This is a genomic window from Afipia sp. GAS231 (genome assembly GCF_900103365.1).
Taxonomy (GTDB): Bacteria; Pseudomonadota; Alphaproteobacteria; order Rhizobiales; family Xanthobacteraceae; genus Bradyrhizobium.
In genome coordinates this window covers 280,108-301,058 of record NZ_LT629703.1, presented here as the reverse complement: position 1 = coordinate 301,058, position 20,951 = coordinate 280,108, and the positions used below count along the sequence as shown (strand labels likewise).

The 20,951-nt window shown below is 63.4% G+C and carries 20 protein-coding genes and 1 pseudogene; 17 read left to right on the top strand and 4 right to left on the bottom strand.

The genetic code is table 11. From position 1 onward, the window contains the following. Positions 1-13 precede the first annotated feature (13 nt). Positions 14-702: pseudogene (locus tag BLS26_RS01355) on the bottom strand (helix-turn-helix transcriptional regulator). 230 nt (positions 703-932) lie between these two features. On the opposite strand from BLS26_RS01355, the gene BLS26_RS01350 reads away from it, so the two are divergent. From BLS26_RS01350 to fabZ, 12 genes are all read left to right on the top strand, one after another. Further along, on the top strand, positions 933-1,214 hold the full coding sequence (locus BLS26_RS01350) for a carboxymuconolactone decarboxylase family protein (protein WP_371361058.1): 282 nt from the start codon (positions 933-935) through the stop codon (positions 1,212-1,214). Between the two features lie 340 nt (positions 1,215-1,554). After that, positions 1,555-2,553 carry a 30S ribosomal protein S2 gene (locus tag BLS26_RS01345; protein WP_092507751.1) on the top strand — a complete coding sequence of 333 codons (999 nt, stop codon included), beginning with the start codon at positions 1,555-1,557 and terminating at the stop codon, positions 2,551-2,553. A gap of 131 nt (positions 2,554-2,684) precedes the next feature. After that, the gene (gene tsf, locus BLS26_RS01340; protein ID WP_092507749.1) at positions 2,685-3,608 is read left to right on the top strand and encodes a translation elongation factor Ts; all 924 of its coding nucleotides are present in this window, start codon (positions 2,685-2,687) and stop codon (positions 3,606-3,608) included. Between the two features lie 72 nt (positions 3,609-3,680). Further along, entirely contained in the window at positions 3,681-4,397 is a 717-nt protein-coding gene (gene pyrH, locus BLS26_RS01335) for a UMP kinase (RefSeq protein WP_092507747.1), read from the top strand. 72 nt (positions 4,398-4,469) lie between these two features. Continuing rightward, a complete protein-coding gene (gene frr / locus BLS26_RS01330; protein WP_092507745.1) occupies positions 4,470-5,033 on the top strand; it encodes a ribosome recycling factor in 564 nt (187 codons plus the stop codon). A gap of 86 nt (positions 5,034-5,119) precedes the next feature. Continuing rightward, a complete protein-coding gene (locus BLS26_RS01325; RefSeq protein WP_092517500.1) occupies positions 5,120-5,875 on the top strand; it encodes an isoprenyl transferase in 756 nt (251 codons plus the stop codon). Continuing rightward, complete coding sequence (locus BLS26_RS01320) at positions 5,872-6,726, top strand: phosphatidate cytidylyltransferase (RefSeq protein ID WP_092507743.1); 855 nt, start codon at positions 5,872-5,874, stop codon at positions 6,724-6,726. The genes BLS26_RS01325 and BLS26_RS01320 overlap by 4 nt, the downstream gene beginning before the upstream one ends. A gap of 4 nt (positions 6,727-6,730) precedes the next feature. Beyond that, positions 6,731-7,954, top strand: coding sequence for a 1-deoxy-D-xylulose-5-phosphate reductoisomerase (dxr, locus tag BLS26_RS01315; protein ID WP_092507741.1), 1,224 nt, complete (start codon positions 6,731-6,733; stop codon positions 7,952-7,954). A 43-nt stretch (positions 7,955-7,997) separates the two neighbouring features. Beyond that, positions 7,998-9,152, top strand: a complete 1,155-nt coding sequence (gene rseP / locus BLS26_RS01310) for an RIP metalloprotease RseP (protein WP_172804522.1) — start codon at positions 7,998-8,000, stop codon at positions 9,150-9,152. Positions 9,153-9,325: 173 nt separating this feature from the next. Then, a complete protein-coding gene (gene bamA / locus BLS26_RS01305) occupies positions 9,326-11,896 on the top strand; it encodes an outer membrane protein assembly factor BamA (RefSeq protein WP_092507739.1) in 2,571 nt (856 codons plus the stop codon). Positions 11,897-11,928: 32 nt separating this feature from the next. Next, positions 11,929-12,996 carry a UDP-3-O-(3-hydroxymyristoyl)glucosamine N-acyltransferase gene (gene lpxD / locus BLS26_RS01300; RefSeq protein WP_092507737.1) on the top strand — a complete coding sequence of 356 codons (1,068 nt, stop codon included), beginning with the start codon at positions 11,929-11,931 and terminating at the stop codon, positions 12,994-12,996. Further along, positions 12,993-13,454 (top strand): 3-hydroxyacyl-ACP dehydratase FabZ, encoded by a 462-nt coding sequence (gene fabZ, locus BLS26_RS01295; RefSeq protein WP_092507735.1) that lies wholly within the window; start codon positions 12,993-12,995, stop codon positions 13,452-13,454. Before lpxD ends, fabZ begins: the two co-directional genes overlap by 4 nt. Positions 13,455-13,468: 14 nt before the next feature. On the opposite strand, the gene BLS26_RS01290 is transcribed toward fabZ, so the two are convergent. After that, on the bottom strand, positions 13,469-13,810 hold the full coding sequence (locus tag BLS26_RS01290; protein ID WP_092507733.1) for a KTSC domain-containing protein: 342 nt from the start codon (positions 13,808-13,810) through the stop codon (positions 13,469-13,471). Between the two features lie 375 nt (positions 13,811-14,185). On the opposite strand from BLS26_RS01290, the gene lpxA reads away from it, so the two are divergent. The 5 genes from lpxA to BLS26_RS01265 all read left to right on the top strand — a co-directional run bounded on the left by lpxA (position 14,186) and on the right by BLS26_RS01265 (position 17,896). Next, complete coding sequence (gene lpxA, locus BLS26_RS01285; protein WP_092507731.1) at positions 14,186-14,989, top strand: acyl-ACP--UDP-N-acetylglucosamine O-acyltransferase; 804 nt, start codon at positions 14,186-14,188, stop codon at positions 14,987-14,989. 19 nt (positions 14,990-15,008) lie between these two features. Continuing rightward, positions 15,009-15,866 (top strand): LpxI family protein, encoded by an 858-nt coding sequence (locus BLS26_RS01280; RefSeq protein WP_157676249.1) that lies wholly within the window; start codon positions 15,009-15,011, stop codon positions 15,864-15,866. Beyond that, entirely contained in the window at positions 15,863-17,050 is a 1,188-nt protein-coding gene (lpxB, locus tag BLS26_RS01275) for a lipid-A-disaccharide synthase (protein WP_092507729.1), read from the top strand. The genes BLS26_RS01280 and lpxB overlap by 4 nt, the downstream gene beginning before the upstream one ends. Positions 17,051-17,254: 204 nt before the next feature. Then, a complete protein-coding gene (locus BLS26_RS01270) occupies positions 17,255-17,512 on the top strand; it encodes a hypothetical protein (RefSeq protein ID WP_157676248.1) in 258 nt (85 codons plus the stop codon). A 111-nt stretch (positions 17,513-17,623) separates the two neighbouring features. Then, complete coding sequence (locus tag BLS26_RS01265) at positions 17,624-17,896, top strand: hypothetical protein (protein WP_092507725.1); 273 nt, start codon at positions 17,624-17,626, stop codon at positions 17,894-17,896. A gap of 129 nt (positions 17,897-18,025) precedes the next feature. Here BLS26_RS01265 and gltA read toward each other — a convergent pair whose 3' ends face one another. Then, the gene (gltA, locus tag BLS26_RS01260; RefSeq protein ID WP_092507723.1) at positions 18,026-19,330 is read right to left on the bottom strand and encodes a citrate synthase; all 1,305 of its coding nucleotides are present in this window, start codon (positions 19,328-19,330) and stop codon (positions 18,026-18,028) included. Between the two features lie 173 nt (positions 19,331-19,503). Then, entirely contained in the window at positions 19,504-20,928 is a 1,425-nt protein-coding gene (gene gltX, locus BLS26_RS01255) for a glutamate--tRNA ligase (RefSeq protein WP_092507721.1), read from the bottom strand. Positions 20,929-20,951 lie beyond the last annotated feature (23 nt).

The window sequence follows — 20,951 nt, the reverse complement described above, 5'->3', positions numbered from 1 at the left end:
AGATCGAAGGGGGCTAGCGCTCCGGGATTCCTTCGGATGCGCGCCATTCCCGGAGCAACACCTGGCGGCGACGGGGATAGCGTTTGTCAGTGACCTGCACCTTGCTGATACGGTCGGTGCGGAAATGCCGAAAGCCATCGCGCAACTCACACCACGCCACGACCACGCGCACCCGGTCGAAGAATCCCAACGCGAACGGCCAGATGGTGCGCCTTGAATCGCGCCCGCTGCCGTCGAGATAGCCGATGCGTAATTTGTGCTCGGACCGAATGGCCGAGCGAATGACCGGCAGTTCGGCATCGCCGGCGGCGGTTACCTGGCCGGGTCCGATCAGAAGGCTCGACGTATCGATGTTGGTCTTCAGATCCGGCGGCAGCACGGCCGCGATCTTGGCCAGGGCGCTGCGCGCGGCGGTCTCAGGGCCGCATCGGCCCGGTCCGCGACCCATCGCGAGCCCAGCACGATCGCCTCGATCTCCTCCTCGGAAAACATCAGCGGCGGCAGCATGAAGCCCGGACGAAGCACGTAGCCGACGCCGGGCTCGCCATCGATATGCGCCCCCTGCGCGTTCAATGTTTCGATGTCGCGATAGAGCGTTCGCAGCGAAATTCCGAGCGAACCGGCCAGCACCGCACCGCTGACCGGACGACGATAGCCGCGAAGGGCCTGAACGAGATCGAGTAGACGCTGTGCGCGTGACATCGGAGCTATCAGTCGTTGAAGCAGGACGAGGCTATCACGGCATCCTGCCACTTTGTGTCAGCATGCCGAGCGCAATTTATCCGAAGCGACGCGAATCCATTTGCCGCCTCATGGCCTCTTACAGGCATCGCAACTGAACCGAGGACGGCTTCGATGAACCATTACCAACGACGCGACGACCTGACCCTGGTGCCTGACCTGGTTGGTCTTGCAGCCACCGAGGGACGCGCATTTCTGGCGTTCAACCATGCCGTCGAACGCGAGGACGGCGTCATTCCCCGCAAATACCGCGAGCTGCGCTCGGTGTCGCTTTCACCACCCAGTGCGCCTACTGCATCGATACCCATACGCGACATGCCGTTGCGTACGGCGCCAGCAAGCAGGAGATCGCGGAGGCTGCGTTTGTTGCGGCGGCCGTCAAGGCCGGTGGTGCGCTGGCGCATTCACTGCTGGCGTTACGGATTTTCGATCAGGAGAAGGGCGGTAGCGTGAGCGTCAGCGCCCGGCGTTAAGGTAATTAAATACCGTCACGTCGAGCGGACGGGTTTCGAAGTCCTTTGGATTCATGGATTTGGAGCGCAATCCTGATATTTTGATGCAGAAAGCTCATCGTCACCCCTGCTACTTTGCATGGGGTTGATTTCGATATTTGGATTGTCCCGGCACGGCGTTACCGAACAACCGCCGATCAGCCGGAAAAGCGGCCGTATTTCCTTGCTTATCGACAGAATCCGGCTATATACCGCGCCATCTCACACGGAAGCATGGCTCTCAAAGGCCGTCCGGTGGCAACCGGGCCATAAGGCTCGTCTGCTCACACGCTTCCGGAGGAACCAACCGGAGAATTGAACGATGTCGGTACCCGATTTTTCTATGCGCCAGCTGCTTGAAGCCGGCGTGCACTTTGGCCACCAATCCCACCGCTGGAATCCGAAAATGGCAGAGTTCATTTTCGGCGCCCGCAACAACATCCATATCATCGATCTCGCCCAGACCGTGCCGTTGCTGCATAAGGCGCTGACGGCGGTCTCGGACACCGTCGCCAAGGGCGGCCGTATCCTGTTCGTCGGCACCAAGCGCCAGGCGCAGGACGGCGTTGCCGAGGCTGCGAAGCGTTCGGCGCAGTACTTCGTCAATTCGCGCTGGCTCGGCGGCACGCTGACCAACTGGAAGACGATTTCGGGCTCGATCAAGCGCCTGCGTCACCTCGATGAGGTGCTCTCCTCGGGCGATGCCAACGCCTACACCAAGAAGGAGCGGCTGACGCTGCAGCGCGAGCGCGACAAGCTCGACCGTTCGCTCGGCGGCATCAAGGACATGGGCGGGCTTCCCGACATGATCTTCGTGATCGACACCAACAAGGAAGACATCGCGATCCAGGAAGCGCAGCGGCTCAACATTCCCGTTGCCGCGATCGTCGATACCAATTCCGATCCCAAGGGCATCACCTATGTCGTGCCGGGCAATGACGATGCCGGCCGCGCCATCTCGCTGTATTGCGACCTGGTGGCCCGCGCCGCCATCGACGGCATTTCGCGCGCCCAGGGCGAGTCCGGGATCGACACCGGCGCCTTCACCAAGCCGGTTGTTCAGGAAGAACTTCCGGCCGCACAGCCGACCGGCTTCCAGGGTCTGGCCGGCCCGCGCGGCACCGCCGACAACCTCAAGAAGCTCACCGGCGTGTCGGGTGCGATCGAGAAGAAATTCAACGATCTCGGCATCTTCCACTACTGGCAGCTCGCCGAACTCGACCACGCCACCGCGCACAAGATCGGCGAAGAGGTCGGACTTCCGAGCCGCGCCGATGGCTGGGTCGCCCAGGCCAAGACGCTGACCGCGGAAGCGGAATAACAGTATTACCGGGTGGCCGGCTTTGTCGGCCACCGGTTCATTTTCCCGATACGGCATCCCGGTAGCTGATAGCGGCACGGCGCAAAGCGTGCGCCGCGCCCGCGGCTAACAGGCAAGAAGGATATCCAACGATGGCAACGATCTCTGCTGGCATGGTCAAGGAACTGCGCGAGTCGACCGGCGCAGGCATGATGGACTGCAAGGCGGCGCTGACCGAAACCGCCGGCGACATGACGGCGGCGCAGGATTGGCTTCGCAAGAAGGGTCTGTCGAAGGCTGCCAAGAAGGCCGGCCGCGTTGCCGCTGAAGGCCTGATCGGCGCCGTGACCTCGGGCACCAAGGGCGTGGTCGTCGAAGTCAACTCCGAGACCGACTTCGTCGCCCGCAACGAGCAGTTCCAGGGCCTCGTCAAGATGGTCGCCCAGGTCGCGCTCAAGACCGGCGCCGACGTCGAAGCGATCAAGGCCGCCAAGGTCGGCGACGTCACGGTCGAGATCGCGATTTCGGACGCGATCGCCACCATCGGCGAAAACATGTCGCTGCGCCGTGCGGCCTTGCTAGAAGTCGGCAAGGGCGTGGTGGCGAGCTACGTCCATGGCGCGGTCATCGACGGCGCCGGCAAGATGGGCGTACTGGTGGCGCTCGAGTCCCCCGGCAAGACCGACGAACTCGCGGCCCTCGGCCGTCAGTTGGCCATGCATGTCGCCGCCACCAATCCGCTGGCGCTCGATCCGGCCGGGCTCGATCCCGTGACCGTGAAGCGCGAAAAGGACGTGTTGGCCGACAAGTATCGCCAGCAGGGCAAGGCCGAGAACTTGATCGAGAAGATCGTCGAGTCCGGTCTGAAGACCTATTACAAGGAAGTCTGCCTGCTCGAGCAGGCCTTCATCCACGATACCGGCAAGTCGGTGGCCCAGGCGGTCAAGGAAGCCGAAGGCAAGGTCGGCGGACCTGTGAAGATTACCGGCTTTGTGCGCTATGCTCTCGGCGAGGGAATCGAAAAGCAGGAATCCGATTTCGCAGCCGAAGTCGCGGCGGTCAGCGGCAAGAAATAACCGCTGTCAGAACAGGCTTCCGGCGCCTTTCGCGCCGGGAGTTGTCTGCGCGGGACAAGGAAGCGAGTAGCAATGGCTGAGCCGGTCTACCGTCGCGTCGTGATCAAGCTCTCGGGCGAATTTCTCGCCGGCAGCCAGTCCTTCGGCATCGACCAGCCCACCATCGACCGCGTTGCCGACGACCTGATTGCTGCGAAGAAGCTCGGGGTTGAGGTCGCCGTCGTGATCGGCGGCGGTAATATCTTTCGCGGCGTCGAAGTGTCCTCCCGCGGCGTGTCGCGCCCCACCGGCGACACCATGGGCATGCTCGCCACCATGATGAACTGCCTGGCGCTGGAAGCGGCGATCGAGCGCAAGGGGACGCCGGCGCGGACCCTGTCGGCGTTCGTGATGCCGGAGGTGTCCGAGCTGTTCACCCGCAGTGCAGCGCACAAATACCTTTCCGAGGGACGAATCGTGCTGCTCGGCGGTGGAACCGGCAATCCCTTCTTCACCACCGACACCACCGCGGTGCTGCGGGCGGCCGAAATTGGCGCCGAGGCGGTGCTCAAAGCCACCAATGTCGATGGCGTTTACAGCGCCGACCCCAAAAAGGACCCGTCAGCCAAGCGTTTCGACCGCCTGACGCATTCGCAGGCCATCGAAGGTAGTTACAAGGTGATGGATGCAACCGCATTCGCCCTTGCCCGCGAGACGTCGCTGCCTATCATCGTATTCTCGATCGCCGAGCCGGGTTCGATCGGCGCGATCCTGCGCGGTACCGGCCACGGCACGGTCGTCGCCGGCTGAAACGCCGGTAGTGCTTCTAACCGCCGGCGCCAGGATGCCGGCGGCAGGTTTTCTTGAGGAGGGGAGAGCGTTATGCCCACGCCAGGTTTTGACATCAACGAAGTGAAGCGCCGCATGCAAGGCGCCACCCAGGCACTCAAGCACGAACTCGGCGGTCTGCGCACCGGCCGCGCGGCGGCGTCGATGCTGGAGCCGGTGCAGGTGGAAGCCTACGGTTCGCATATGCCGCTCAACCAGCTTGCCACCGTCAGCGTGCCGGAGCCGCGGCTTCTGTCCGTGCAGGTCTGGGACAAGTCGATGGTCAAGGCCGTGGAGAAGGCGATCGTCGATTCCAACCTCGGCCTCAGCCCCGCCACCGAAGGGCAGGTGCTGCGCCTTCGGATTCCGGAGCTCAACGAGGAGCGCCGCAAGGAACTGGTGAAGGTCGCGCATAAATATGCCGAAGCGGCCAAGGTCGCCGTTCGCCATGTCCGTCGCGATGGCATGGACACCGTCAAGAAGCTCGAGAAGAATCACGAGATTTCCGAAGACGATCAGAAGCGCCTCGACAACGACGTGCAGAAAGCCACCGACGCCATGATCGCCGAAATCGACCAGTTGCTGGCGGCGAAGGAAAAGGAAATCCTCACCGTTTGATAACGGAAGACCGAGACACTGCAATCGAGGCTTTGCGAGCAAGATTTGGCGATCAAGACTTTGGGACTGATCCTGGAATTCGAATGATGTCTAACGCCGCGGCCCCAGCAACGGAAGGATCGGATCGAACCGTTCCGTTGCATGTGGCGATCATCATGGACGGAAACGGGCGCTGGGCGGCGGCGCGCGGTCTGCCGCGTGCGGAAGGCCATCGCCGCGGCGTCGAGGCGTTGCGCCGCGTGGTGCGGGCTTCCCATGAACTCGGCGTGCTCTATCTGACGATCTTTTCATTCAGCTCGGAGAACTGGTCGCGGCCGGCGACTGAAATCGGCGATCTGTTCGGCCTGCTGCGCCGCTTCATCCGCAATGATCTGGCGACACTGCATCGCGACGGCGTCCGCGTCCGCGTGATCGGCGAGCGGGAAGGGCTGGATGCGGATATCTGCGCGCTGCTGAACGAAGCCGAAGAGCTGACCAAGGCCAACAGCAAGCTCAATCTGGTGGTCGCGTTCAATTACGGATCGCGCCAGGAGATCGCCAAGGCAGCCCAACGGCTGGCGCGCGAAGTGGCCGAAGGCAAGCGCGACGCCGCGTCGATCGACGCCGACCAGCTCGGGCAATATCTCGATGCGCCCGACATTCCCGATCCCGACCTGATCATTCGCACCAGCGGCGAACAGCGGCTGTCGAACTTCCTGATGTGGCAGGCGGCCTACAGCGAACTCGTGTTCGTGCCGATCCACTGGCCGGATTTCGACAAGGCCGCGCTCGAAAGCGCGATTGCCGAATACGCCAGGCGGGAACGCCGTTTCGGCGGTCTGGCCGCGAAAACCGGCTCGTGACCGAGAACGACGCCGCGCCGGCGGCAGCGGAAGCCGCGCCCGAATCCAGTTCGCGCAACCTCCTGATGCGAGTTGTGGTGGCCGCGGTATTGATCCCGTTGGCGGTGGCGATCGCCTATGCCGGCGGCTGGCTGTGGACCGCACTGGTCACGGCGGCCGCCATTGGCCTGTTCGTGGAATGGCTGGCGGTGGTCGGCCTTGCGGCGCTGGCGTTGAGCATCAGAGGCGGCGTTGCGCTGGCGATTGGCGGGATTTGCTTCGCGGTTGGACGGATCGATGCCGCCTTGATTGTGCTCGCGATCGGGCTCGTCGCGGTCGCTGCAACGGCGCCGGACCGGCGAGGCTGGGCGGCGGCGGGATTTTGCTACGCGGCGGCTGCCGAGATCGCCTCGGTGCTGCTGCGTCTCGATCCCGTCAAAGGCTTTGCGGCGCTGATGTTCGTGTTTTTCATCGTCTGGGTCACCGATAGCGGCGGCTATTTCGCCGGGCGCGGCATCGGCGGCCCCAAACTCTGGCCGAGCGTCAGTCCAAAGAAGACCTGGGCGGGGGCGGTGGGCGGTTTTGCCACCAGCCTGGCCGTGGCGTGCGGATTTGCGGCCTTCGATCTCGGCAGGACCGTCCCGCTGCTGGTCTCGGCCGCCATCCTCTCGGTCGCCTCGCAGCTTGGCGATCTGTTCGAATCCGCCGTGAAGCGGCGTTTCGGCGTAAAGGATTCCAGCCACATCATTCCCGGCCATGGCGGGTTGATGGACCGGCTGGATGGGTTTGTCGCAGCCGTCGTTCTGGCGGCAGTTTTCGGGTTCCTGCGCGGTGGTGCCGATGGCGTCGGCCGCGGTCTTATGGTTTGGTGAAACGATGAGCGCAGTTCCATTGCGTAACAACAAGGCCGCGGCTTCCGCCGTGCGTACGGTCACGGTCCTGGGCGCTACCGGGTCGATCGGCGACAGCACCATGGATTTGCTGCGGGGCGCGCGCGACCGCTATCAGGTCGAGGCGCTGACGGCGAATTCCAACGTCGAGGGACTTGCAAAACTTGCGAAGGAATTCGGGGCGCGGTTTGCGGCGATCGCGGATCCTGCACGGCTCGGCGAGTTGAAGGCCGCTCTCGCTGGCACCCGCACCGAATGCGGCGCCGGCGAAAGCGCGATCATCGAAGCCGCCGCGCGTCCCGCCGACTGGGTGATGGCGGCCGTCAGCGGCGCCGCCGGATTGAAGCCCGCGCTGGCGGCGGTCGATCGCGGCGCTTCGGTTGCGCTTGCCAACAAGGAATGCCTGGTTTGTGCCGGCGATTTCTTCATGCAGCGCGCCGCCAAGGCAGGGGCCTGCATCCTGCCCGCGGATTCCGAACATAACGCGTTGTTTCAGGCGCTTTCGTCCGGCAACCGCGATGAACTGGTGCGGGTGATCATCACCGCGTCCGGCGGGCCGTTCCGCACCTGGGCCGCCGCCGATATCGAGCAGGCGACGCTGGCGCAGGCGTTGAAACATCCGAACTGGAGCATGGGCCAGAAGATCACGATCGATTCGGCCTCGATGATGAACAAGGGCCTCGAGGTCATCGAAGCCTCGTATCTGTTTGGCCTGAGCGCCGACGAGATCGACGTGCTCGTGCATCCGCAGTCGATCGTCCACGGCATGGTCGAGTTCTCCGACCGCTCCGTGGTCGCCCAGCTCGGCGCGCCCGACATGCGGATTCCGATCGCGCATTGCCTCGGATGGCCGAATCGAATCGTCGGCCCCTCAGCGCGGCTGGATCTGGCCAAGATCGGCTCGCTGACATTCGAGGCGCCCGATTTCGTCCGGTTTCCGGGGCTGCGGCTGGCCTATGATGCCCTGCGCGCCGGCGGCGGCGCGACCACGGTATTCAACGCTGCCAACGAAGTGGCGGTGGCTGCTTTCATCGCCGGCCAGATCAAATTCGGGGCGATCGCGCGCCTTGTCGAAGCCACCATCAACGACTGGATTCGCTCCGGGAATCTCGCGCCTTTGACCTCGGCGGACGACGCGATTTCCGTTGACCATGCCGCGAGAAATAAAGCTGCCTCCCTATTGCCTCAAATTGCCTTAAAGGCATCCTAGAGGGTTAAGGACGGGGCTACCGGCTCGCGTCGAGGGGAAACGAATGATCGAGTTTTTTCTACATAGTTTCAATACGTTGGGCCATGGGCTCATCGGTTACGCCATTCCCTTCCTGTTCGTCCTGACCATCGTTGTTTTCTTCCATGAGCTCGGCCACTTTCTGGTCGCCCGCTGGGCGGGCGTGAAGGTGTTAACGTTCTCGCTCGGTTTCGGGCCGGAACTCGCAGGGTTCAACGACCGCCATGGCACCCGCTGGAAGATCTCCGCGATCCCGCTCGGCGGCTATGTGAAGTTTTTCGGCGACGAATCGGAGGCCTCTACGCCGGCCTCGGCCGAGACGCTTGCCAACATGACCGAGGAGGAGCGGGCCGGCTCGTTCCATCACAAGAAGGTCGGTCCGCGCGCCGCGATCGTCGCTGCCGGCCCGATCGCGAATTTCATCCTCGCGATCGTGATCTTCACCTGCCTGTTCACGTTCTTCGGCAAGCCCTCTACCACCGCGCGCGTCGACAAGATCGAAACAGGCAGTGCGGCTGAACGCGCCGGCTTCGAAGTCGGCGACGTCGTCACGGTGATCGATGGCGCCGTTATCGGCAGCTTCTCCGACATGCAGCGGATTGTCAGCATTCATGGCGGCGATACCCTGAACTTCACCATCAAGCGCGGCGATTCCACCGTGCAGTTGCGCGCGACGCCTGAGCAGCGCGAACAAAAGGACTCGTTCGGAAACGTGCATCGGCTCGGTATTTTGGGCATTACCCGTGCGACCAACCCGGGCGATGTCGTGACCGAGCGGGTCAACCCCGCGACCGCGCTCTGGCTCGGCGTCAAGGAGACCTGGTTCGTGGTCGACCGGACGCTGGCCTATATCGGCGGCGTCTTCACCGGCCGCGAAGCCGCCGATCAGGTCGGCGGTCCGCTGCGGATCGCCCAGATCTCCGGCCAGGTCGCCACCATCGGCCTTGCCGCCCTGATTCACCTCGCGGCGGTGCTGTCGATCTCGATCGGCCTGTTGAATCTGTTTCCGGTGCCGCTTTTGGATGGCGGTCACCTTTTGTTCTATGCGGTGGAAGCCGTGCGGGGGCGTCCGTTGTCGGAGCGGGCCCAGGAGATGGGCTTCCGAATCGGGTTGGGGTTGGTACTGATGTTGATGGTGTTTGCGACCTATAACGACATTCTGCATCTGGCGGCATCGTGAAGCGGCTTTTTTGTGACGTTGCCCATTGGCAACGTCTTGGAATGAAAATGGAATCGCACGGCGATGCGCGGTTTGCCGCTCCGGCTAAATTGGCTACAAGCAGTGCAGCAAATGGGAATCTGTCGGTTCGTAGGGGTGCGGGCCGGCATCGGGATGATAAGGGCGCTTTGCGCATGATGTTTGGAATGCGAGTGCGGGGCGGCTTGTTGGCTACCCTGATCATGTTCGCCGTGCCGGCGGCTGCCACGCTCGGCAGCGTGCTTATGTCTGCGCCGGCTGCGGCCCAGACCGTGGCGTCGATTGCGGTTGAGGGTAACCGGCGCGTCGAGATCGAGACCATCAGGTCCTATTTCAAGCCGGGTCCCGGCGGCCACCTCGGGCAGGCCCAGATCGATGACGGCCTCAAGGCGCTGATCGAGACCGGCCTGTTCCAGGACGTTCGAATCAACCAGGCTGGCGGCCGGATCGTCGTAGTCGTGGTCGAAAACGCCGTGATCGGGCGCATCGCTTTCGAAGGCAACAAGAAGGTCAAGGACGAGCAGCTTTCGGCGGAAATCCAGTCCAAGCCGCGCGGCACCTTCTCGCGGCCGATGGTTCAGTCGGATGCCCAGCGTATCGCCGAAATCTACCGGCGTTCGGGCCGCTATGACGTGCGCGTCACGCCTGAAATCATCGAACAGCCCAACAACCGCGTCGATCTCGTCTTCACGATTACCGAAGGCGGCAAGACCGGCGTCAAATCGATCGAGTTCATCGGCAACCAGGCCTATTCGGCCTATCGCCTCAAGGACATCATCAAGACCCACGAATCCAACCTGCTGAGCTTCCTCGGCGGCGCCGACGTCTACGATCCCGACCGGGTCGAGGCCGATCGCGACCTGATTCGCCGCTTCTATCTCAAGCACGGCTTTGCCGACGTGCAGGTGGTGGCCGCGCTGACCGAATACGATCCGGAGCGGAAGGGCTTCCTCGTTACCTTCAAGATCGAGGAAGGCCAGCAGTACCGCGTCGCGTCGGTCGATTTCGCGACCAGCATCGGCACGCTCGATGCGACCTCGATGCGTGGCTTCAGCCGCGTCTCCGTCGGTTCGCTCTACAATGCCGAAGCGCTGGAAAAATCGGTCGAGGAGATGCAGATCGAAGCCTCGCGGCGCGGCTATGCGTTCGCCGTGGTGCGCCCGCGCGGCGACCGCAACTTCGAGCAGCACACCGTCTCGATCGTCTTCTCCATCGACGAAGGTCCGCGGACTTATATCGAGCGCATCAATATTCGCGGCAACACCCGTACCCGCGACTACGTCATCCGCCGTGAATTCGACCTTTCCGAAGGCGATGCCTACAACCGCGCGCTGGTCGATCGTGCCGAACGCCGGCTGAAGAATCTCGACTTCTTCAAGAGCGTGAAGATCGTGACCGAACCCGGTTCGTCGACCGATCGCATCATCCTGATCGTCGATCTGGAAGAAAAGTCGACCGGCGACTTCTCGGTATCGGGCGGCTATTCGACGACCGACGGTGCGCTCGCCGAAGTCAGTATTTCCGAACGCAACTTCCTCGGCCGCGGCCTGTTTGCCAAGGCATCGGTAACCTACGGCCAGTATGCGCGCGGCTACTCGTTGTCGTTCGTCGACCCGTACCTGCTGGATTACCGCGTCGCGCTGGGTCTCGACCTGTTCCAGCGCCAGCAACTGGCCAACAGCTACATCGCCTACGGCACCAAGACGCTCGGCTTCAGCCCGCGGCTCGGCTTCAGCCTGCGCGAAGATCTCGCTTTGCAGCTGCGCTATTCGATCTATCAGCAGGAAATCCAGCTGCCGAGTACCTTGGCAAATTGTAACAACAATCCAAACAACGGACTGCTCGCCTTCAATCCGACCCCCGCCTATGCGGCGTTGAACGGACTTCCGAACGGGGGCACGGCCACCGCAGGGGGCCAGACCGCCACCGACACGTCGGGCACCGGCCTGTGGTGCTTCAGCGATGGCGAAGCTTCGCTGCCGGTCCGCAAGGAACTGCAGAGCGGCCGGACACTGACCTCGTCGGTTGGCTACTCGCTGAACTACAACACGCTCGACAACAACAAGAACCCGACCGACGGTCTGTTGATCGACTGGAAGCAGGACTTCGCCGGCCTCGGCGGCGATGTGAAGTACATCAAGTCGGCGATCGACGCGAAGTACTACACGCCCCTCGTCGCCGACATCGTTGGCTTGATCCACGTTCAGGGCGGCATGCTCAACCAGTTCGGCAACACCGAACTGCGGATGCTCGATCACTTCCAGATGGGTCCGAACCTCGTCCGCGGCTTTGCGCCGAACGGTATCGGCCCGCGCGATATCAACCCCTTCGGTACCGGCGACGCGCTCGGCGGCACCAAATACTGGGGCGTGTCGGCGGAATTGCAGATGCCGTTCTGGTTCCTGCCGAAGGAAGTCGGCCTCAAGGGCTCGGTCTATGCCGACGCCGGCGGACTGTATGACTACAAGGGTCCGACGTTCTGGGACGCGACCGGCGAAAGAAATACGCCCGGCTGCCGGCCTGCGCGGACGCTCTCGCCGACCGACTCCGGCACCTGTCTCGGTCTCCAGTATGACAGCGGCAATGTCGTCCGGACCTCGGTCGGTGTCGGCTTGATCTGGGCGTCGCCGTTCGGTCCGCTGCGCTTCGATTATGCGGTTCCGCTCACCAAGGGACAGTTTGACCGCGTGCAGCAATTCAAGTTTGGCGGCGGAACATCGTTCTAACTCCGATTACCGGCCGGACTGCGACGGGTGGAATGGCGCAGCCGATATTCTTCAAGCAACCTCCTTCGTCGACGCTGGCCGAGATCGCCGCGCTGACGAAGGCGGTATTGGTTGACCCGGCGCTGGGCGACCGGAAGATCAGGGGTTTGGCTTCGCTGGACGAAGCAGGCCCCATGCATCTGGCGTTCTTCGACAACCTCAAATATGCCGACGAACTCAAGGCGACCAAAGCCGGCGCCTGCCTGGTCAGCCCGCGTTTCGAAGCGCGAGTTCCGGCCCATGTCGCGGTGCTGCGTGCCGCGCAACCGTTCCGCGCCTTCGTCAACCTCGCGCGCGAATGGCACGCCGACGCGCTGCGCCCGCAGACCTGGTTCGACAATGACGGCATCGCGCCGTCGGCCATCATCGACGCGTCGGCCCATCTGGAAGACGGCGTGATCGTCGATCCGCTGGCGGTGATCGGCCCGCGGGTCGAGATCGGCGCCGGTACCGTGATCGGCGCGGGCGCCGTGATCGGCGCCGACGTCAGGATCGGCCGGGACTGCAATGTCGGCGCGCACACCGCGATCCAGTTTGCGCTGATCGGCAACAACGTTCTGATCCATCCCGGCTGCAACATCGGGCAGGACGGCTTCGGCTTCATCTTCTTCGGCCCCGACGGCCATCAGAAGGTGCCGCAGACCGGCCGCGTCCTGATCCAGAACCATGTCGAGGTCGGCGCCGGCACGTGTATCGACCGCGGCAGCCTGCGCGACACCGTGATCGGCGAGGGCACCAAAATCGACAATCAGGTCCAGATCGGCCACAATGTCACCATCGGCAGGCACTGCCTGCTCGCGGCCCAGATCGGGCTCGCGGGCAGCCTGACGATCGGTGACAATGTCGCGCTCGGCGCCAAGGTGGGTATCAACAACCACCTCAAGATCGGCGACGGCGCCCAGGTCACCGCGATGAGCGCGGTCAAGGACGATATTCCACCCAACGGCCGCTGGGGCGGTCATTTTGCCAAGCCGACCAAACAATGGTTTAGGGAGATCATTGCGGTGGAGCGGCTGGTGCGCGACGCTGCGGCCGACACCAAGGACGAGGGACGGGAATGACGGAGGAGGCACCGGTCAGGTTTGCGCTCGTGGATATCAACGAGATCCTCAAGACGCTGCCGCACCGTTATCCGATGCTGCTGATCGACCGGGTGAAGAATATCCGGACCGATTACAGCGGTATCGGCATCAAGAACGTCACCTTCAACGAGCCGCCGTTTCTCGGGCATTTCCCGGACCGGCCGGTCTATCCCGGCGTGATGATGATCGAGGCGATGGCGCAAACCGCAGGGGTCATCGGCATCAAGTCGGTCGAGGGTACGGAGAAGCCGCGCGCGGTTTATTTCCTCACCATCGACAAGTGCAAGTTTCGCAAGCCGGTGATGCCCGGCGATACCATCGAGTACCACATGCGCTCGATCGGCCGCCGCAAGGCGATGTGGTGGTTCCACGGCGATGCCAAGGTGGATGGCACCGTGGTCGCCGAGGCCGATGTCGGCGCGATGCTGACGGACTGAGGCTCGCACGAACGCTAGCTGTTCGGTGCCCGCGTTGTCGGACATTCGTAGCGTCCGTCCGGTGCCAACCCCCTGATGTTCTGATTGTAGAACTGGCCCATCGACGGCGCCGTCATGAAGCCGTCGAATGTTTCAGGCGGAAGTTCGCAAAAGCGATCGTAGCCGCTCTTGATGCCGACGATCATGGCGCGTTGCGCGCGATCGTAGCAGACGCGCTGGATCATGGTGCTGCGGTTGATATCCCGGCATTCGAACGTCCCGAGATCGATCGGTTTGCTGTTCCGCAGGTCCACCGTCTCCGTGCCGACCGGCGCGGTCAATAAGAACAGGATGAAGCTCGTTGCGGTTCGGATCATGAGGTCGCACGAAGAAGAGCCAAGGTTCAGATTCAATCAGAACCTTGGCTCCGGTCAAATCTGATTTTGTTCTCCTGGAACGAACAGGGGGCGCGTTTTCACGCTCTCATGCCGGCTTAACATTGTCTTACTGATGCGTTGCTTCGGCTTTCGATGTTGACGATTAATTTGCCGAGGTCGCGAGCGCGCGCGGTGTGCCCTTAGCTTCTCGACTCGTGTTTGGAAATCGATCGTATCCTTGCCGCGCGGTGCCAAGGCGGCTTCGCAACACGGCGTAACCATACGTCACTGGACAGCGCCGGAATGTCACGCTAACCAACGGAAAATACGGCACATTCCCCGACCCCTTACTCGCTTGAAGCGGACCTTTGGTTAATGAGCATGATCGACCCCACCGCGCGGATCGAAGATGGCGCCGTGATCGGCGAGGGCACCTCGATCGGTCCCTATTGCATCATCGGACCTAACGTCGTCATCGGCGCGAACTGCAGATTGATCGCGCATGTGCATATCACCGCGCAAACCACGATCGGCGCCGGCTGCACCATCTATCCGTTCGTCTCGCTCGGCACCCCGCCGCAAAGCCTGAGCTATCGTGGCGAGCTGACCCGGCTCGAGATCGGTTCCGGCTGCACCATCCGCGAATCCGTCACCATGAACGCCGGCACGGTGGCCGGCGGCGGCGTGACGCGGGTCGGCGAGCGCGGCTACTTCATGAACTGCAGCCATGTCGGGCACGATTGCCAGGTCGGCAATGATGCGATCTTCGCGACCTCGGCGACGCTGGGCGGCCACTGCGAGATCGGCGACTTCGTCTTCATCGGCGGGCTGTCGGCGGTGCATCAGTTCACGCGGATCGGACCGCAGGTGATGATCGGTGGCGTCTGCGGCGTGCGCGGCGATATCATTCCGTTCGGCCTTGCCAACGGCCAGTATGCGAGCCTCGAGGGCCTCAACATCATCGGCATGAAGCGCCGCAAGTTCACCAAGGAACGCCTCGCCAAGGTGCGATCGTTCTACCAGAAGCTGTTTCATGGTCCCGGCATCTTCGCCGAGCGCCTGGCCTCCGTGCAGCCGCAGGCCGCAGAGGATCCTGCGATCGCGGAAATCCTCGCCTTCATCGATCACGGCAAGCATCGCGCGCTGTGCCTTCCCGCCGACGATGGCAACAAGCACTGATGACGGGATCGCCGCAGCCATGACGTCAGCGGCCTCGGAAATTTCCTCGCCGGTCGGCGTCATTGCCGGTGGCGGCGCCATGCCGTTCGCGGTCGCGGATTCACTTCAGAAGCGCGGCATCGCGCCGGTGCTGTTTGCCTTGCGCGGCGCCTGCGATCCGGTTGGCGTCGCGCGCTTCCGGCATCACTGGATTTCGGTCGGACAACTCGGCCGCGCCATCAAACTGTTCCGCAGCGAGGGCTGCCGTGACCTGATCTTCATCGGCACGCTGCTGCGGCCGGCGCTCTCGGAAATCCGGCTGGACCTCGGTACGGTCCGCAGGATCGGCCACATCATGTCGGCGTTTCGCGGCGGCGACGATCATCTGCTGTCGGGGATCGGCCGCATCTTCGAACAGGACGGTTTTCGGATGGTCGGCATCCGGGAGGTCGCCCCGGATATTCTGATGCCGGAAGGAGCCATTGCCCGCGCGACCCCCGATCCGGCGGCCACCGCCGACATCGAGAAGGGACGGCAAGTGCTCCGCGCGCTCGGTCCCTTCGACATCGGGCAGGCCGTTGTCGTGATCGACGGTCACGTGGTGGCGGTCGAGGACATCGAGGGCACGGATGGTTTGCTGGCGCGTGTGGCGCGGCTGCGCGGTGAAGGCCGCATCCGTGCCAAGGCGGGCCGTGGCGTGCTGGTGAAGGCGCCCAAGAGCAGCCAGGATCTGCGCTTCGACCTTCCAACGGTCGGTCCGAAGACCATCGAGGGCGTTGCCGGTGCCGGCCTTGCCGGCATCGCTGTCATCGCCGGCCATACCATTGCCGCGGAATCGCAAGCCATGATCGTCGCTGCCGACAGAGCTGGCATTTTCATCCAGGGCCTGCCCGCGTGACGCCGGCGCGCGCAACCGCCGAGACCGGGCGGAATGTTTTTCTGATCGCGACGGAGGAATCCGGCGACCGGCTCGGCGCCGCCCTGATGAAGATCCTGCGCCAGCGCCTCGGCGGCGCGGTGCGGTTCGAAGGGGTCGGCGGCCGCGCGATGGCGCGCGAAGGTCTGGATTCGCTGTTTCCGATCGAGGAGCTCTCGATCATCGGGCTCGCCGCCGTCGTCAAGCAATTGCCGAAGATTCTGCGGCTGATCCGCCAAACCGCCGCCGCCGTGACCGAGGCCGCGCCGGACGTTCTCGTCATTATCGATAGTCCCGACTTTACCCACCGCGTGGCCCGACGCGTGCGCGCCCGCGATGCCCGGATTCCGATTGTCGATTACGTCTCGCCCTCGGTCTGGGCGTGGCGGCCGGGCCGGGCACGGGCGATGCGGACCTATGTCGATCATGTGCTGGCGCTGCTGCCGTTCGAACCTGAGGCCTATCGCCGGCTTCACGGCCCGCCGTGCAGCTATGTCGGGCATCCCCTGACCGAGCAACTGACCTCGCTGCGCCCAAACGCCGACGAGGCCAAGCGTCGCGACGCGCCACCGCCGGTGCTGCTGGTGCTGCCGGGAAGCCGCCGCAGCGAAATCCGCCACCACATGGCGGATTTCGGCCAGACGCTGGGCCGGCTGGCCGAGCAGGGCGTGGCGTTCGAACCGGTGCTGCCGACCATGCCGCATTTGCAAGGTGCGGTTGCGGATAGGATCAAAGGCTGGCCGGTGCAGCCCCGCGTCGTGATCGGCGAGCAGGAGAAGCGGGCGGCGTTCCGGATTGCGTACGCGGCGCTGGCGAAGTCCGGCACGGTGACGCTCGAACTGGCGCTATCCGGCGTGCCGATGGTCACGGCCTACCGGACCGGGGCGATCGAGGCCTGGATATTGCGGCGGGCGATCAAGGTGAATTCGGTGATCCTGGCCAACCTCGTCGTCGGCGAGAACGTCGTGCCTGAATTCCTGCAGGAAGACTGCACGCCCGAAAAGCTCGCGGCTGCGCTGCGCGAGCTGCTCGGCGATTCAGCGTTGCGGCGGAAGCAGGTCGAGGCGTTTGCCAAAATCGACGCCATCATGTCGACCGGCAACGCACCACCCAGCGTGCGGGCGGCCGACATCGTGCTCTCGACGATGCGAAAGTCGCGGCTGTAGCCGCGATACGAGGCAGTCCGCGGGCACTTGCCGAGGCTGCTGTAAACGCGCCGTAAACCCGGTGTAACGCTTGTAAACGCTGGTGAATCTCCTGAACGCTGGGGCGCGGCGAGGTGACAGACGAGCAGGTGTGAATGTTCACATCCCATCCCAACGGGTTGTCAGCCCTGGATGCTCAACCGCCTCGAACCACAGGAGATCGTCATGTCCCGCACTTCAACTTTCAAGTCGCTTCTCGCCGGCAGCCTCTTCGCACTCGCCATCTCCACTGGAGCTGCCGTCGCCGCTCCGCTGGGATTTTCGCTCAGCGTTCAGAGCAACGTTGTCGAGGCAGGGTTCGTGGCCTGTCAGGCCGGCACCCATCCCGGCTACGAAGGCAAGTATTGCTGGCCGAACCGTGCGAGCAGCTGCCCGCCCGGTTTCCATCTCGGTTACGAGGGCAAGTACTGCTGGCGGGATTAACGCCGGTGCAGCTCGGCGATGGCCGATCCGGTCCACCCAGCGATGTCAGATAGGCCGCCTTTGCGGGCGGCCTGTCGGCAACCCCAACCATATCACCCACAGGAGATAGACATGTTCCGCACATCCCGTTTTGTCGCGACCGGTTTTCTCGCGATCGTACTCGGTGCTACGGCTGCGATGGCCGGCCAGCCGGGCCGCGGCGCCGAGAGCTCGATCAACCCGCAAACGCTACCGCCAAGGGTCCTATCAAGGGTCCTATCAAGGGTCCTGCAGCAACAGGCCGGTATCGCGGTCGCCAGCAGCAGGATCGGATCAGGCTCGCGCGTCATGATCAACCCGCAACCGTTGCCGCCGAAGCAAAACGGCGCCTACGGCATCCGGTAGATGTTCAGCGTGGAACGCTGTGGGCAGAAAGACCCGCCAGCATTCACGGCTGCTACGATGTGCTCCGAAAAGCAGAAAGCCGGATGCGAGTGCATCCGGCTTTCCAAAGTCTCGTATCGATCGCGCCCGTTACTTGCGCTTGGCAATATCGACGTAATCGCGACGGGCGACGCCGGTGTAGAGCTGGCGCGGACGGCCGATCTTCTGCTGCGGATCCTCGATCATCTCGCTCCACTGGCTGATCCAGCCGACGGTGCGGGCGACCGCGAACAGCACGGTGAACATCGAGGTCGGGAAGCCCATCGCCTTCAGCGTGATGCCCGAATAGAAGTCGACGTTCGGGTACAGCTTGCGGTCGATGAAGTAGGGATCGCTCAGCGCGATCTTTTCCAGTTCCAGCGCCACCTTCAGCATCGGGTCGTCGCCATGGCCGGTCTCGGCCAGCACGGCGTGACACATCTTCTGCATGATCTTGGCGCGCGGATCGTAGTTCTTGTAGACGCGGTGACCGAAGCCCATCAGGCGGACTTCGCTGTTCTTGTCCTTCACCTTGGCGATGAATTCCGGAATCTTGTCGACCGAGCCGATGTCGGCCAGCATCGCCAGTGCGGCTTCGTTGGCGCCACCATGCGCCGGGCCCCACAGGCAGGCGATGCCGGCGGCGATGCAGGCGAACGGGTTGGCGCCGGATGAGCCGGCGATACGCACCGTCGAGGTCGAGGCATTCTGTTCGTGGTCGGCGTGCAGGATGAAGATCTTGTCGAGTGCGTCAGCCAGCACCGGATTGATCTTGTAGTCCTCGCAGGGCACCGCAAAGCACATGTGCAGGAAGTTCTCGGCGAACGAGAGCGAGTTCTTCGGGTACATGAAGGGCTGGCCAATGGTGTATTTGAAGGCCATCGCGGCCAGCGTCGGGACCTTGGCGATCATGCGCATCGAGGCGATCATGCGCTGCTTCGGATCGTTGATGTCGGTGGAGTCGTGATAGAACGCGGCGAGCGCGCCGACCGCGGCGACCATAATCGCCATCGGGTGGGCATCGCGGCGGAAGCCCTGGAAGAAGCGGGCCATCTGCTCGTGAACCATGGTGTGGTGGATCACGCGGCTGTCGAAATCCTGCTTCTGGGCCGCGCTCGGGAGCTCTCCGTACAGCAGCAGATAGCAGGTCTCGAGGAAGTCGCCCTTTTCGGCGAGCTGCTCGATCGGGTAGCCGCGGTATTCCAGAATGCCGGCGTCACCGTCGATATAGGTGATCTTCGACTGACAGCTTCCGGTCGAGGTGAAGCCGGGGTCGTAGGTGAACATCCCGGCCTGGCCGTAGAGCTTGGCGATGTCGATGACATCTGGCCCCACCGTGCCGCTGAGGATCGGAAAATCGTAGGTCTTGTTACCTACCGTTAGCGTTGCAGTCTTGTTGCTGGATTTTGCGTCCATCGTGAAGTCCCCGATGAAATCGTTGCGAAAACCGCGCCTGACCTGATGCCGTTCTTTAGGCAGATAACAAGGCAGGCCGGATGGTCTAGAAGGCGGCTTTCGAATGGGTAGCTTATTGCCCTGTGCACTGCAAGATGGACCCTGTCAGCCCGCTATCAGCACTTGGCAGGGGCTCATCCGGCCGCCTGATCGCCGAGCCGGGCCAGGCATTGATCCCGCCCCAGCACCGCCAAAACATCGAAAATACCCGGTGAGGTCGTGCGCCCGGTCAGGGCCACCCGAAGTGGCTGGGCAACGCCGCCCAGCTTGAGATTGTTTTGCTCGGCGAAATTCCGCATGGCGGCTTCGGTGGTCTCGGCGCTCCAGTCGGTGACCGCTTCGAGGGCGGTGCGGAGTTGGCCGATCAGGGCGCGGGTCTCCGGCGTCAGCAGGGCTAACGCCTTCGGCTCGATCTCGAGCGGACGGTCGGCAAAGATGAAGTAGGAGCCGGCGATCAGTTCGAGCAGCGTCTTGGCGCGCTCTTTCAAGCTCGGCATCGCCCGCAGTAATTGCGCGCGGGTGGTGTCGTTGAGCTTGGCCTTCAACTCTGCGCCGTCGGGGACGTAGTCCAGCACCTTCTCGAACTGGCTCACCAGCGTCTGGTCGTCAGCGTGGCGGATATAGTGGCCGTTGAGGTTTTCCAGCTTGGCGAAATCGAACCGCGCCGCCGACCGGCCTACGCCTGACAGGTCGAATGCGTCGATCATCTCCTGCGTCGAGAAGATTTCCTGGTCGCCATGGCTCCAGCCGAGCCGGACCAGGTAATTGCGCAGCGCTGCGGGCAGATAGCCCATGGCGCGGTAGGCCTCGACGCCCAGCGCGCCATGACGTTTCGAAAGCTTTGCGCCGTCGGGGCCGTGGATCAGCGGGATATGCGACATGTTGGGGATGTCCCACCCCAGCGCGTCGTAGATCTGCTTCTGGCGGGCGGCGTTGATCAGGTGGTCGTCGCCCCGGATTACATGGGTCACGCCCATGTCATGGTCGTCGACCACGACCGCCAGCATGTAGGTCGGATTGCCGTCGCCGCGCAAAAGCACGAGATCGTCGAGGTTCTCGTTCTGCCAGACCACACGGCCCTGCACCTGGTCCTCGATCACGGTCTCGCCGGTCTGCGGCGCCTTGAGGCGGATGGTGGGCTTCATGCCCGCGGGCGCCTCGGAAGGATCGCGATCTCGCCACAGCCCGTCATAGAGCCGGGTGCGGCCCTCGGCGCGCGCCTTCTCGCGCATCGCGGTCAGTTCCTCTGCGGTGGCGTAGCAATGATAGGCCTTGCCGCTGGCGAGCAGTTGCTCGGCGACTTCACGATGCCGGGCAGCGCGGCTGAACTGATAGATGACGTCGCCGTCCCAATCGAGCTCGAGCCATTTCAGGCCGTCGAGAATCGCGGCAATGGCCGGCTCGGTCGAGCGCTCGCGATCGGTGTCCTCGATCCGCAGCAGCATCTTGCCGCCGGTTTTCTTGGCGTAGAGCCAGTTGAACAAAGCGGTGCGGGCGCCGCCGATGTGGAGGAAGCCGGTGGGCGAGGGGGCGAAGCGGGTGACGACAGGAGTGTTCATTGACCGTGCGGGCTAAGGTGGCT